Origin of the sequence: Paraburkholderia terricola, from assembly GCF_900142195.1 — a bacterium.
In the GTDB taxonomy this organism is placed as follows: Bacteria; Pseudomonadota; Gammaproteobacteria; order Burkholderiales; family Burkholderiaceae; genus Paraburkholderia; species Paraburkholderia terricola.
Window position 1 is genome coordinate 1 of the sequence record NZ_FRAB01000045.1, and the last position, 12,463, is coordinate 12,463.

At 62.0% G+C, this 12,463-nt stretch carries 12 protein-coding genes; 2 read left to right on the forward strand and 10 right to left on the reverse strand.

The genetic code is table 11. From position 1 onward, the window contains the following. From BUE39_RS27650 to BUE39_RS35695, 3 genes are all read right to left on the reverse strand, one after another. Window positions 1–266: transposase (locus BUE39_RS27650; RefSeq protein WP_143169523.1), on the reverse strand; the 266-nt coding region annotated here is incomplete at its 3' end. A gap of 51 nt (window positions 267–317) precedes the next feature. Further along, window positions 318–686 (reverse strand): CYTH domain-containing protein, encoded by a 369-nt coding sequence (locus tag BUE39_RS27655; protein ID WP_084561506.1) that lies wholly within the window; start codon window positions 684–686, stop codon window positions 318–320. A gap of 119 nt (window positions 687–805) precedes the next feature. Continuing rightward, the gene (locus tag BUE39_RS35695; RefSeq protein ID WP_235004982.1) at window positions 806–1,135 is read right to left on the reverse strand and encodes a hypothetical protein; all 330 of its coding nucleotides are present in this window, start codon (window positions 1,133–1,135) and stop codon (window positions 806–808) included. Between the two features lie 157 nt (window positions 1,136–1,292). Between BUE39_RS35695 and BUE39_RS35260 the strand changes: the two genes are divergently transcribed. Together BUE39_RS35260 and BUE39_RS27665 are read left to right on the forward strand one after the other, a co-directional pair. Continuing rightward, window positions 1,293–1,577 carry a hypothetical protein gene (locus BUE39_RS35260; protein ID WP_167363312.1) on the forward strand — a complete coding sequence of 95 codons (285 nt, stop codon included), beginning with the start codon at window positions 1,293–1,295 and terminating at the stop codon, window positions 1,575–1,577. A 588-nt stretch (window positions 1,578–2,165) separates the two neighbouring features. Beyond that, on the forward strand, window positions 2,166–2,900 hold the full coding sequence (locus BUE39_RS27665; protein WP_073431864.1) for a response regulator transcription factor: 735 nt from the start codon (window positions 2,166–2,168) through the stop codon (window positions 2,898–2,900). 114 nt (window positions 2,901–3,014) lie between these two features. On the opposite strand, the gene BUE39_RS27670 is transcribed toward BUE39_RS27665, so the two are convergent. The 7 genes from BUE39_RS27670 to BUE39_RS27695 form a co-directional block, all read right to left on the reverse strand. Continuing rightward, window positions 3,015–4,583 carry a tetratricopeptide repeat protein gene (locus tag BUE39_RS27670; protein ID WP_159442601.1) on the reverse strand — a complete coding sequence of 523 codons (1,569 nt, stop codon included), beginning with the start codon at window positions 4,581–4,583 and terminating at the stop codon, window positions 3,015–3,017. Window positions 4,584–4,638: 55 nt separating this feature from the next. Beyond that, window positions 4,639–5,484: a hypothetical protein gene (locus BUE39_RS27675; RefSeq protein WP_073431865.1), complete on the reverse strand. Its 846-nt coding sequence runs from the start codon at window positions 5,482–5,484 to the stop codon at window positions 4,639–4,641. 117 nt (window positions 5,485–5,601) lie between these two features. Continuing rightward, complete coding sequence (locus BUE39_RS27680; RefSeq protein WP_073431866.1) at window positions 5,602–5,922, reverse strand: DUF7660 family protein; 321 nt, start codon at window positions 5,920–5,922, stop codon at window positions 5,602–5,604. Between the two features lie 295 nt (window positions 5,923–6,217). Further along, entirely contained in the window at window positions 6,218–6,547 is a 330-nt protein-coding gene (locus tag BUE39_RS34500) for a hypothetical protein (RefSeq protein WP_143032012.1), read from the reverse strand. A gap of 46 nt (window positions 6,548–6,593) precedes the next feature. Next, on the reverse strand, window positions 6,594–10,736 hold the full coding sequence (tssM, locus tag BUE39_RS27685; protein WP_073431867.1) for a type VI secretion system membrane subunit TssM: 4,143 nt from the start codon (window positions 10,734–10,736) through the stop codon (window positions 6,594–6,596). A gap of 42 nt (window positions 10,737–10,778) precedes the next feature. Then, window positions 10,779–12,098: a type VI secretion system protein TssL, long form gene (gene tssL, locus BUE39_RS27690; RefSeq protein WP_073431868.1), complete on the reverse strand. Its 1,320-nt coding sequence runs from the start codon at window positions 12,096–12,098 to the stop codon at window positions 10,779–10,781. 4 nt (window positions 12,099–12,102) lie between these two features. After that, window positions 12,103–12,384, reverse strand: a complete 282-nt coding sequence (locus BUE39_RS27695; protein WP_073431869.1) for a PAAR domain-containing protein — start codon at window positions 12,382–12,384, stop codon at window positions 12,103–12,105. Between the last annotated feature and the right edge of the window lie 79 nt (window positions 12,385–12,463).

Below are 12,463 nucleotides of genomic sequence, written 5' to 3' on the forward strand. Positions count from 1 at the left end.
AGCAGCGTTTCGTGGATACGTTGCCAGACACCGGCCTTCTGCCATGCGACGAGCCGTCGCCAGCAGGCGGTGCCTGAGCCGCAACCCATTTCCTGCGGCAGCAGGTTCCACGCAATGCCCGAGCGCAGCACGAACACGATGCCAGTCAGCACTGCTCGGTCTGGCGTCGGTTTGCGGCCCGCGTACTGGCGATTGCGCGGTGCTCGCGCGGGCAGAAGCGGTTCGATGAGTGACCACAATTCGTCGTCTATGAGTTCTTTAGGCATTGCTTCCTGTCAGGCAAAACAAGACAAGAAGTTAACACCAAGTCAGAAAAGTTAACAGACCCAAAACTTAATTTCGCAACAGCTTCTAAGCCTGCCGCAGTCGGTATCAGCGGCTATCTGGTCCTGCAGCAGCTTCAGATCTGGCGTGTCGCTATCGACGGGCATCTCGAATTCGTCCCTGTCGAACAGGCCCGCCTGCACCGACCCTTCCAGCTTCAACGTCTGGTGTCGCTCGTTGCCGACGGCACGCACGCGCAGCGAAGCCTTACACCAGTGGAAGGCAAGGTCGGGCGTATCGAAATGCGTGCTTGTCAGCAGTCTGGAGGAGCCGGATCCGCCTCTCGATTGCGCAAGCAGAGGCGCATGACGCAACTTCTCAAGATCTTCGATACGGACTCGCAGTTTCAGCTCCCGCTCCATACCGCCTCCCATTTGCGTGCCGGACTATCAGGCTACACCGAAACCGCTGGATTGCACGTCGGCGGACTCGTTGGCGAGTGCGATGCGTGACTCTCGATGCCAGCCGCCGCGCTTCGTCTTCATTGCGAACAGAACGCTGCGCACACCTGACCGGTGTCTGGGGTAAACCAATCTTTCACCTGCTCGTGGTTGAGCGCAAAGAATTCGCGCGATCGCGGTATCAAAACAAAACCAAAAGCGAGCAGACAAGTGGCGAGACCGAAGCATGTATAGACCTTGCCCACTGCCCAATGCATGAGCGCCGCGCCGGAGACCATCGGCCCAAGAATGCCCGCAATCTGCGTGGTCATCATGCTCGCAGCGAGAATGCGCACGCGGAAATTCTGCGGGATAGCCAATGAGCGGTGAGTAGCGCCAACGAGTCCCATCGATGCATTGGCGAAACCCACACATGTAAGCGTCAATACGAGAACGATGGATGAGTGGGCCCAGCCCGAAGCAGCAAGTGCCAGCCCTTCGCACATCGCGGCCCCCACCCGGACGTTGAATCGGCCGAAACGGCTGACTAGTGCATCAGAACCACGAAAGCTTCCGAGTAGTAAACCGATGGATAAGGCCGCTTCGCAAACACCTAACACGAAGGCACCATTCTGGATCGATGTCGAGTACCGGATGGACGCGCTTGTGTCCTATTCAACGAGAAAAGAAATCGAACCTGAAGAGCGCTACGTAAAAGCACGGGTAAAAGTTGATGGACCAATTCCGCCTGATCCTGGATATCTGGAGATCCACTTTTACCCCGACCACCATCTTGAAGCGACCATTTCAGGGCAGGACGGTCCGTCCCCTCCGAGACTCAAACTTGATCGGCGTTTGCCCTTCGTTCGATAGAGGTACCTTTCGACTACGGTCGCGCTTTCGGCTTCGGACTCAACCATGACATCGCGGCGTAACACTCGACGACGAGTGAGAGAGCGCATTGAGTTTCAATCACATACGACCTCTGTAAAAACCAAACCCTGGCTCAGCGTGGAACACGCTCTCAAATCGAATTGATATCAGCTGTTGCGAAAGGAAGCGCTTTGCTTTCTATTCGCACTGTCGTCGGTTCCCTGGAAGACGACCGGCTGTGTGCCAGGAGTGTGAGGCACCGTAAATAAATATGTATCGACCCTATTATATTTGGCGTGTTATTTATACGACATCGCATAACTGTCGGAAAATGTGCTGCTAGAATGTTAAAAAACATGTTGCAGCGAAGGAGCCTTCAATGGCTGGAATCAGGTACGGCGATAACTGCAATTTGAAGCTGATTGACAAATAAAACATCTGATCAATAGGAGTGAAATCACCGGCTATATGGAGATTGGCGGTCCTCCTCAGGGAGGAGCTCGGTCGTTCATTAGTGAACGCGTAGAACGTTCGGACGTCATTTCCTATAAGAGATAGGACGTCCGATAACAAATGTAGGTTTTTGTCATGCGCATCGCCATTCTTGAGGACGACCCAGAGCAGTCGGAGTTCATTAATGCAGTTCTGACGCAGGGCGGGCACACGTGCTATCTATTCAAGGAGGGGCGTGCGCTCATTCGTAAAATGCAGCGCGAGACGTTCGATCTTGTGTCGCTCGACTGGAATGTCGGGGACGTGCGGGGCGACGTTGCCCTTGCGTGGATTCGTGAAAATTACGACGCCAACCTGCCGGTTTTATTCATGACGTGTCGGGCGCGCGAATCAGATATTGTTGATGCACTCAATGCCGGAGCGGACGACTACCTGGTCAAGCCTGTTCCCCCACCCATTCTGCTCGCTCGCGTCAACCGGCTTTTGCAACGAATCTATCGGCAGGATGCGGCTGCCACCACCCAGCAATTTGGCGACTATCTTTTCGAACCTCAGGCTGGGCGGGTATTTTTGAGCGACGAGCAAATTGCATTGTCGCAAAAGGAATTCCAGCTGGCGCTACTGTTGTTCCGTAACCTGGCGAGACCACTCTCCCGCGCGCATATTCTGGAGACGATCTGGAAACACTCGGCGGACATTCCGACTCGTACGCTGGATACTCACATGTCCGCGGTGCGAGTGAAGCTTCGTCTGAGGCCTGAAAACGGCTATTGCATCATGCCCATCTACGGCTACGGTTATCGTTTGGAAAAGCTGGAGAGAGCGCATATGACGGAGCGCCAGGGTAACGCTGGCGCTGCAACTGGCTGAACGGTCGCCGCACGCCAGCTGCGCCGCATGCGGCACTATGGGATGTGGTCCACGGAAAGCAACGGCTGTCGACGATTCGAACCTCAAGGTCGAACGACCGAAACTGGCCGCCACTCAATGGCCCGGTGAGAACGGTGCGTTCAGATTGAAGGCCGAGAGCCCAACATAGCCGGGTGGTTTGCCAGGGAGCACGATATCGCGGCCGACTTGCCACTGTTCCGCCGCCTGCCGGGCCTGGACCTGTTCGTCGTAGGTCACGTGCCTGGACATCTCCTCAAATTGCTCTCGCGCGGGTTGATATCCGTTGCGCACAGCAAGCCAGCTCCAAGCAGCCGCGCGACGCCGATCGAACTGGACGCCCTGGCCGTAGTACCAGGCGAGGGCCAGATCGTATTGCGCTGCCGCGTCCCCGGCCGTCGCCGCCGGCATCAGCCAGCGAAGCGCAGCGTTGTAGTCAACTTTCACGCCGTACTTGCCGAACTGGTATGCCCACCCGAGATTGCGCTGCGCATCGTGTTCGCCCTGAGCGGCGGCGCGCTCAAGCCAGCGCAAGCCTTCAGCATTGTTCTGGGACACGCCCCGACCGAGCAGGTAGAACCGCCCGAGCGCAGCCGCTGATGGCCCGTTGCCCCCTTCTGCGCCTTGCTTGTACCATCGGAAGGCTTCGGCGTCATCCTTCGGTACCCCGTGACCCCACTCGTACATGTAGCCCATTCCCGCCATGCCGCTTGGGTCATTCAAGGCGACCGCCTTTCGATACCACGCAAGCGCGCCATCATAGTCATGCTTGCCATCCGTGCCGCGGAAGGCGAGATTGCCGAGTTCGACGTAAGCGTGCGTGTCTCCCGCACGCAGGCCTTTGAGCAACCAGTCCCGCGCGATCTTTTCATCGACCGGCACGCCCAGCCCGTGAAGATACATTCGGCCGAGGTTAGAGCTGGCCTGCCCAAGTCCCTGGCTAGCGGCCTGCTTGTACAGTTCGAGTGCCTTCTGGTAATCGAGCGGAACGTAGCGTCCGTGTTCATATAGGTCGGCGAGGTTGTTGCGTGCAATGGCGAACCCTTGGGCGGCGGCCCGCTCGTAGAGTTGGACGGCGCGCGCGCCATCGTGCGGCACGCCAGTCCCCGTGTCGTAGAGGTATGCGAGCGCACTCTGGGCGCAAGGGTTGTTCTGGTCGGCGGAGCGCTGAAACCATGCAGCGGCCTGCACGGGATCCTGTTCCACGCCCTGACCGTTGAGGTAGAGCACGCCAAGGCCGTATTCGGCGTACTCATTCCCCTGCTCGGCGTATTTGCGGTTGATCGCCACGGCCTTTGCGTTGGAGTCAGCACCAGGTTTTCTCGACATGTCTAGCGCGGCAAGGGCGAGTTGGCCGTATGGGTTCCCTTGCTGCGCAGAGCGCTCGAGCATGACGCGCGCCGCGGCCTCGTCGCGCGGCACGCCCAATCCCGCCAACGTGAGGACCCCGAGATCAGCCTGCGCGCGCGCATCGCCGCCGCGCTCAAGTGACTGCAACAGCATCGCAGCTGCCCGGTATTGCTGTTGCTTGATGGCGAGTTCGGCGGCGCTCACGCTCGTGGCGTCAACCGATGGGCGGGCGTCGGCAAGGGAGGGGCTGGCGGCGACGGCCAGATTGACGGCTAGGCAAATGCCCGTGAGGCGAAGGACGGTTCGATAGGTCATGAGTGCTCGGGCGAGTGATCGGTGCGGCCGGTACAGCGCGTCGTAACAGCGAGGTTCAGGCGAAATCGGGCAGATCGCCATGGGGTGGCGGCGGTTCTTTCGGGCCCCCCCGCATCTTCGCAAGCGAGAGCAGCAGCCACGCGACGAAGGCGAGCACGGCCACGCCAAAGGCGGCGGGTCCCCACTGGACCTCAAACGGTTGAAATGCGGTGCCGAGGTAACGTGCGGATACCGCCGTGTAGGGTATAAAGCCGATCAGAGCCGCAGTGAGAGCCACAACGAACACCATCAAGGCCACACCGCATTGCCAGGCGCGCGTGCCGCGCGGTGCCACGAGGATCGCTGCGACGAGCACGACAACCCAGGCTATGAGGTGGTACAGCGGCGCATAGCCACCAAACTGCTCGTACATCCAGCCGTGGCCGAGAAACATGCCGAGGTATGTGCTGTAGATGAGCGCGGTCGCCGCCGCGAAGAGCACCTGGGCGATGAGCGTGCGCCGTCCCTTCGGCGCGTCAGCAGGGATGGCATGCAGATGCAGGTTCGCCGCGTGGCTGTAGAGCGCCCTGATCGTAGCCGCAACCGGCACCACTGCGGCTACCACGAGCGGCCACGGCAGCAGCGCGAACCACGCCAGGAGCGCTACCACCCCACCTACCGCGTACAGCTTGCGTGCCCACGTGCGCCGGCGAAGCATCGCAATTCCTGCGACGAGGGAAGCAATTAACCATAGCGCCGCGACGGCCCAGGCGCCGCGCTGCTGTACAGTATATATTGCAGCGATCGCGGCCGAGTCCTGCCAGAAGAAGCGCGCGAACGACGCGAGCGAGATGAGCGACATGGTCGCCTGAAGGATCGACGCGAGGATCATCACGTAGAGCGTAGTGGTTCTTTTAATCATGGTCCGTTTGAAGAATGGGAGCAGCCGTTCCCCGGTACCGGGCTACGGCCGCATCCAGAATATTGCAACTGCCGCGTCGGTGGCGAGCGGCTCGATAGGCGACAACGCTCGGATTTCCTACTCGTATTCCTTGCCGGCGATAAGCACGTCGGCGGCACGGCGCCATGGGTTTGACGGGACGTTATAAAACCGGAGTCCATTTTTGAATGCTTCGGCCCAAGTCGCAGCCGCATCGAAGAACGCGCCAATCGATCCATTTTCCCAGCGTGACGCACCGCTCGAATGCGAGACCGGTTGATTCACAGCATCGAGGCTAAGCACCTCGGACCAGTCGCGTGCAAGCGCATTTAGAAACTCAACAAAGGACCGCTCGTCGAAAACGCGTTCCAATGTCTCGCGCAAGTCGCACGGGCTTTTGTCTGCTTGATCGCTGCTCATTTAGCACCGTTGTCAGGAATTCAGTTGCTCCGATTGTCAACGAACCGAGCAGCGCTGTCGAACGTCAGCTCATGGCCGGACTCATGGCCGGATTGAGACCTTGCCCTAACAGGCCAGCAATACCCGGCTTCGCCGGTGACACATTTATTTCGCATCGTTGGGGCCCTTGTCGCGCAACGCTGAGCCGGCATCTAGGTTCGTCCAGGCCCCGAGTTGACAGTTTTATTGTCGCAACGGTGACAGATTTAATACATTCTACGAACGTTGACATCTTTAATGCGTTCTACGGTCGCCATCAGTCCTGACTCCGCCCGGGCTTGATACCTGAACGGTTCTTGTCGCTGAACGCCGCAATCGGATCCGGGGAGGGAGGCGACGGCTGGCGACGCGGCGGCAGGTGGGCGACAGCAGCGGTGCTGCGCAGCCGGGGCTGCGAGGCAGCGCGACGCGCTGGTGTCGGGGATGGGGTGCGATGCGCGGCGGTCTGGGCCTGCTTCAGCTGGTTGCCAGTAAGCCATTCCTCGCGGTACGCCGCATGCGCAAACGGGCAGGCGCTCAACAGGACAACGGTGCTGCACACGCTCAGGAAAGCGCGTTGTAACAGATCGGTTGCGGGTTGTGACATGAATCCTTTCTGGCAAAAGCGGCGTCGGGCTGGTTTCCCGAACGCGTTATCGGGTAACACTGGTAGCGGGCAATGTGGGCGGATTGGCCGATGGCAAACCCGGCGGTGGTCCGCTGTCGGTCAGGCTGAACATGGGCATGGAGCTGGGGCACCTGAAGGTTTTCAGGACGTCGCTCGTCAGCGGATTGGCGACGCTGCCGGCGCTCGCGATATCGAGCACGGCCTTGCGGCCGTCGAAGTCGAATGCGACACGTGTACGGCCCGGTGTCGCCGTCTCGACCACGTGGCCTTTCTGCAGCAGGCGCATCAGCGCCCATGGGCTGTCAGTCGAAATCGTGGAGGTGTCAGGCCGGATGCGCGGGTTCGCCGTGATCTCCGCGTGAACGCCGCCGCGCGGGCCCGGCCAGCTCACCATGAACGGCGCGACCGGCCCGTGCTGGTAGAGCGTCGTCTGCCCGTCGATGTCGATCGTCAGCCCGGTAATGGTCGGGTCCAGTTCAGGGATGCGAATGTCCGCCTTCCACGTCAGCTGCTTCTGGCCAGGATCGCCAAAGAACACGTCACGGATCGCCTTCGCGTGCTGGAACGGCTCGAGATCGGGCCCCTGCACGGCTTGCGTTGCACCGGGCAGCGTGCGGTAGCGCCAGGGCTTCGCCGAGGTGTCGACGAAAGGGGAGAGCGTCTTCGCGAAGAAATCGTCCATCACGCCACCCTGGGCGAACACGCGTGTGAAGTCGTCGATGCTTACGTCGCGCTGGCTACCGGGCGTGAATGGATAGTTGCCTTCGATGGTCAGCCGGCAGGTGTCGCCGACGACCGCCTGCATCTGCCGCGACAGCAACTGGCCGATGCCCTGGTTGACCTCGCGTGAGCCGTCGGCGCCGAGTGCCAGCAGCACCGCGCGGAACGGCGCGGGCATTGTGTCGGCGGTCATCTTGATTTTCGCTGCCGTGTCGCTTGCCGGCGGCATGCTGTTGTTGGTCAGCGCGTTGTCGGCGACGGTGAGTGCCGTGTAATAGTCGTTCAGCAGGTTCGTCATCCCGTCGAGGCCGGTCTTGCCTTGCTGGGCGGCAGCAGGCTGTACGCCTGCCAGCGCGGTAGCCTGTCCTTCGGCGCTGCCGGTCACCACCTCGCGCAGCGCTGCGAAGTGGCTGTCGACAACTTCACGCTCGACGCGCTCCGAGGCACGGATACCGAGTGTCTTGTCCGCCTTCTGGCGCAACTGGTCGGTTGCCTTCTGCAGGAAGGAACCGTCCGACGTGGCGATGGGCTGCGTCAGCGTCGTTTCATGCACCGCCGCGCGCGCGAGACGCGCAAGCGGCGAATCCGGCGCCGCGAAGCTGCGCAGCACCTGCAGGTTGAACTGCAGGCTCGTGCCCGTCACCGTGCGGATGTCGCCGAGAAACGCATCCCACTGCTGCGCGTATTCCATCAGGTATTCCCGGCGGATGGCTTCGGTCAGCGGATCGTCGGCGCCGTTCGCGGCACTCACCGCGGCATTCACTACGTCAGCCGTTTTTTTTTGAGCCGCAGCGCTCAAGCCAGCGAGGTACGAACGGCCCATCACCCATGCGTCATCGTCGCGCGCAGCCTTCACGAACTCAGGCAGGCGCCTGTCGAACAGGCTCCGGTATCCGTCGAAGGTGAAGAGGCCTGGCACGCCACGCGAAAGCGGCGCGCCGCTCGCCCGCGTGAAAACCGTCCCGGCCTGCGGACCGACCGCGCGGATCAGCGTGAACTCGTCCGGCGCTTCCCTGAGCATGGCGGCCTTCGCGCGCTGATAGAGCCGGTCGGTCGCGTTGCTGCCATCGAGAAACGAACGCGCCTGCTGGATCAGTGCGTCGTTGCGGATCAGCGGCGACTGGACCACGCGCTCGCCAGAAAAAAGCTGCTGCACGTGATCGATCATCGATGCCCGTCCGCCGAATACTGCGGCGCTGTCGGTCCTGGCCCAGTCGTCGAGCACCCAGGCCTTGACATCGCTGGCGTCGAATTTCGCCTTGTCGTAAAGCATCAGGTACACGCGCAACGCATCGTAAGCCGCCTTGGAGTCCCTGTTTGCGATCGCCTGCGAGATGACGTCCTCCATCCGGTGCACGATCTGCGGCAGGAGCAGGTTGTCCTCCAGCGCATCGTACGTATGATGGCTTTCGGTCACGATGTCGGGTGCCGTGTACAGGCCGAAGCGCCAGGCGCTGTCCGGATCCGACAGGTCGAGCCCCCGGTACGTCGGCAGGTAGCGCGCGTCGGTCAGCGTATCGGGGACGGCCTCGGGCTTCGGCTCCCTGTAGAGCTGGGTCACCTTTGCCGCGAGCGCCTGCGCCTTGTGTCCGATTGCATCGAGATAGTCGCTGTTGTTGCCGAAGCTGATGCGCCAGCTGATCGCCAGCCACACGAAGAACAGCAGCGCGAGCGTGTGGCCGATCAGGCGCAGCAGGCGGAAGCGGTACTCCCAACGAAGGTTGGGCCGCACCAGGTGCGCCTCCGGAAACACCACCTTCGTCAGCAGGTCATGCAGGAAGAAGCCCTGGTTGCCGTCCTGCCGGGTCGTGCGCGCGGCCGGCGTGCTGCCGAAGGTGGCCGCGAGGCGCTGCATCACCGTACGCCGTTCGGCCGCGACCTCGCCGCCAGCCCCGTTCTGCGTCTGTGTGGCGCTTGTGAAGTAGATGCCGCGCAGGGTCGCGTGAAGCTGCGTGTCGTCATAGCGCGAATCGAGGAACACGCGCTCGATCAGGTCGCCGAGCGGGCCGGTGAGCGCGGCGAATTCTTCCGATAGCGCGGCAAGCCCGCGGCGCCTATCCGCATCGTATTCGTCCTGCAGGCGGGTGTCGACGCCATCGGCCAGACGCGTGGCCAGCTGGCCCAGTTCCTGGCTGCAGCGGGCGCGAACCCCTTCCTTCGCGATCGTTTCCTTGCCGTACGGCAGCGTAAAGCCCCAGATCTGCGCGCGGCCTTCCGCGGTCAACGAACCGAAGTATTCGGTGAAACCTGTCAGCCGGTCCATCTTCGTGACCAGCAGGTAGACCGGGAAGCGGATGCCCAGTTCGGTGCGGAGTTCGGCCAGACGTGCGCGTAGCGCCGCGGCTTCAGCGATGCGCGCGTTTTCGTCAGCGTCCGTCAGTTCAGCGAGATCGATGGTGAGCAGCGCGCCGTTGATCGGCGCGCGCGGACGGTGCTGGCGCAGGATTCCCAGAAACCCGAGCCATTCGGCTTCATCAACGACCTTGCGCCGCTGTTGCGTATCGTCACGAAGGGGAACGACGGTCGCCGTGACGGCGCCCGTCGCCGCGGCTGCCGTCGATGCCGCGACGTCTGCGGCACCGTCCCTGTCGCCTGCCTCGTGTTTCGACTGGTCCCGGTTTCCGTTCGTCCGCGACTCACCGGCCGGCGATTTGCCGGTCGCGGCGTCAGGTGGCACGGGCAACTCGTGTTGCGACGTCCCGTGGCGCGTGTAATGGCCCGCCGTGTCGATCAGCACGGCGTCGTTGGTCAGCCACCAGTCAACGGAGCCGGCGTCGCCGGCCAGCGCGCTGGTTGCCCGTTGCATCTGCCCGGCCACGGGGAACGACAGCCCCGCGTTCAGCAGCGCGCTGGTTTTGCCCGACGCTTTCGAGCCGAGCGTGATGTACCACGGCAGTTCATACAGGTAGCGCTTGCCCTGAAACAGCTTGCCCAGCCCTCGCGCGCCGGTGCGCATCGCCTTCAGTCGCGCCAGTGCGCCGGCGACCACCGCGTTGACCTGCTTCAGCTGGCTGGCCGCGGGCGACTCCTCCTTCCGGCTGCCAAACTGAAGCAGCTTCCGGGTGAACTGCTCATCTTCCAGCATCATCTGCCGGAGCCGGAACAGCCAGTAGACGACGAACACGGTCAGCACAACCGCGATCGCGATCATCCGGGCTGATTCCGGTGCGAAGGGCTCGGCATGGCCAAAGGCGAGCAGCGGCGCCGCGTACCAGATCAGCAGACACAGCGCCGCGACAAACACCACGCTGGTTGACCGGCCGGCAAGCCAGAGCAGCACGCCGGTGAGCAGCAGGGCGATCACGAGCACCCGCATGCCCACACCCGCAAGCGGCTTCAGGCCGCCGAACGCCACCAGCGGTCCGACAAACCAGATCACGAGCGCGATCACCACCAGTGCGAGGAGGGCGAGGAATTGGCGCGACACCAGAAACGACAACTTCTTCATGCTTGAATCCCGAATTAAATTCCGACCGGTCTGGTTCGTCCGTTACTGCGCGACCGTGATTTCGACACGCCGGTTCTGCGCGCGGCCCTGTACGGTTTTGTTGTCACCAATGGGATCGGCGTCGCCCTTGCCAACGGCCTCAAGGCGGCTCGCCGGTACACTGGCTGCCTGCAGCATCTGCATGACCTGGGTGGCGCGCTCCTCGGACAGTGCCTCGTTCGAGGCGAACTGGCGGCTGCGGATCGGCACGTTGTCGGTGTACCCAAGGACGGTCACCTTGCCTGGCACCTTCGCGACTTCGCCGGCGATCTTTGCGATCAGCGGCCCCATCGTCTGCTTCACGGATGCGCCACCCGGCGGGAACATCGCGTCGCCGCGGAATGTGACCGCACTGTGGTGCGCATCCTCGTCGACGCTGACCGTGCCGGCGGCGATCTCGTTTTTGAGCAGTTCTTTCAGGTGCAGGGCTGGCGGGGCAGGGGGCGGCGTCATGTGCCCGATGTCGGCAATCTGTTTCTGGACGGCAGCGCTGCGGTTCAGCAGTTCGTACTTGAAATAGCCGAACAGGCCGAGCAGGATCAGCGAGAGCACGACGACGGTGATCCAGACAGGAAAGTCATAGAACGACGCGCGTTTGCCCTTCACGTCCGATTGCCAGTGGGGCGACAGCGCGACCGGCACGGGACCGCGCTGCGACATGATCTCGTTGTAGAGACGCTGCCGCACGGCCTCGTGCTTTCGGGACCCGCCGGTTTCATACCGGTAGCGGCCCTCGAAGCCAAGACTCAGGATCCGGTAGATCACCTCGAGCAGGTTGAGGTGTTCCTGCGGTTCCGTCATTAACCGCCCAGCCAGCAGGTAGACCTTGTCGCCACCTTGCCGGTCTTCATGGAAGATCGTAGCCAGGCCGTTCGTCACCCATTCCACGCCGCTGTCGCCACCCTTGCCCCACGCGGTCTGCATGGCCGCTTCGTCCAGCGCCGTGCACAGGCAGTAGCGCGCGCCGATCATATGGTCGCGCCGGATATTGGCTTGTTCGCACAGTTTCTGGAACACGTGCACTTCCTGCTCGAGTAAAGACCTCAACGAAGCAATGGCCTGCTTCGAGGTCAACTGATCGGGCATATCTGCCTGCGCGCGAAGCAAAACATGGGAGGCTTCCAGTAGCGGATTCCGCGCGGCGCGAATCGCGGCAAGCCGCCGGGCAAAGGGCTCAGGCGGAAGCATCTCGATCGGCGCCGAGGCTGCGCCCTCAGCGTCGGCGACCGCGGCTTTCACATCGCTCGCCGACGAGGTGCGTTCAGCCGCTTGCCGCGAACTGACGCCGATATCGGTACTCTGCAACTCGCTAATCTTTGCCATGCGCTCAGTCTCCGATGCTGGCCGTTGTACTGCCGATCAGCTCGCAGCCGCATTCCGTACGATTGCCCGCCACGGCCACGCGCTCGTCACCGATTGTGAAGGTCGGGTGCGCCTCGATGATCTTGTTGATACCGTGCGGCCGTCCGTCAGGGTACTTCTGCGGGCAGTCCACCAGATCGAACAGCCGGGCAATCCGCTTGCCGCCAATGGTGTGCGTTTCGGAGCCTGAAATGACCCGGCCTCCGTGCGAGGTCAGGTCGCCGACCACGATAATTTGCAATGCCATGTACAGGAATCCGATGAAATGATTGCTCGACGCGAATAGCGCGATTTGGGCGAAGGCAATACAGACGATATTCGGCCGC

Excerpts from the sequence above, each read along its gene's own strand:
- BUE39_RS27655 (WP_084561506.1), bottom strand. The coding sequence starts at position 686 with ATGGAGCGGGAGCTGAAACTGCGAGTCCGTATCGAAGATCTTGAGAAG.
- BUE39_RS35260 (WP_167363312.1), top strand. The coding sequence starts at position 1,293 with ATGGATAAGGCCGCTTCGCAAACACCTAACACGAAGGCACCATTCTGG.
- BUE39_RS27665 (WP_073431864.1), top strand. The coding sequence starts at position 2,166 with ATGCGCATCGCCATTCTTGAGGACGACCCAGAGCAGTCGGAGTTCATT.
- BUE39_RS27670 (WP_159442601.1), bottom strand. The coding sequence starts at position 4,583 with ATGACCTATCGAACCGTCCTTCGCCTCACGGGCATTTGCCTAGCCGTC.
- BUE39_RS27675 (WP_073431865.1), bottom strand. The coding sequence starts at position 5,484 with ATGATTAAAAGAACCACTACGCTCTACGTGATGATCCTCGCGTCGATC.
- BUE39_RS27680 (WP_073431866.1), bottom strand. The coding sequence starts at position 5,922 with ATGAGCAGCGATCAAGCAGACAAAAGCCCGTGCGACTTGCGCGAGACA.
- BUE39_RS34500 (WP_143032012.1), bottom strand. The coding sequence starts at position 6,547 with ATGTCACAACCCGCAACCGATCTGTTACAACGCGCTTTCCTGAGCGTG.
- tssM (WP_073431867.1), bottom strand. The coding sequence starts at position 10,736 with ATGAAGAAGTTGTCGTTTCTGGTGTCGCGCCAATTCCTCGCCCTCCTC.
- tssL (WP_073431868.1), bottom strand. The coding sequence starts at position 12,098 with ATGGCAAAGATTAGCGAGTTGCAGAGTACCGATATCGGCGTCAGTTCG.
- BUE39_RS27695 (WP_073431869.1), bottom strand. The coding sequence starts at position 12,384 with ATGGCATTGCAAATTATCGTGGTCGGCGACCTGACCTCGCACGGAGGC.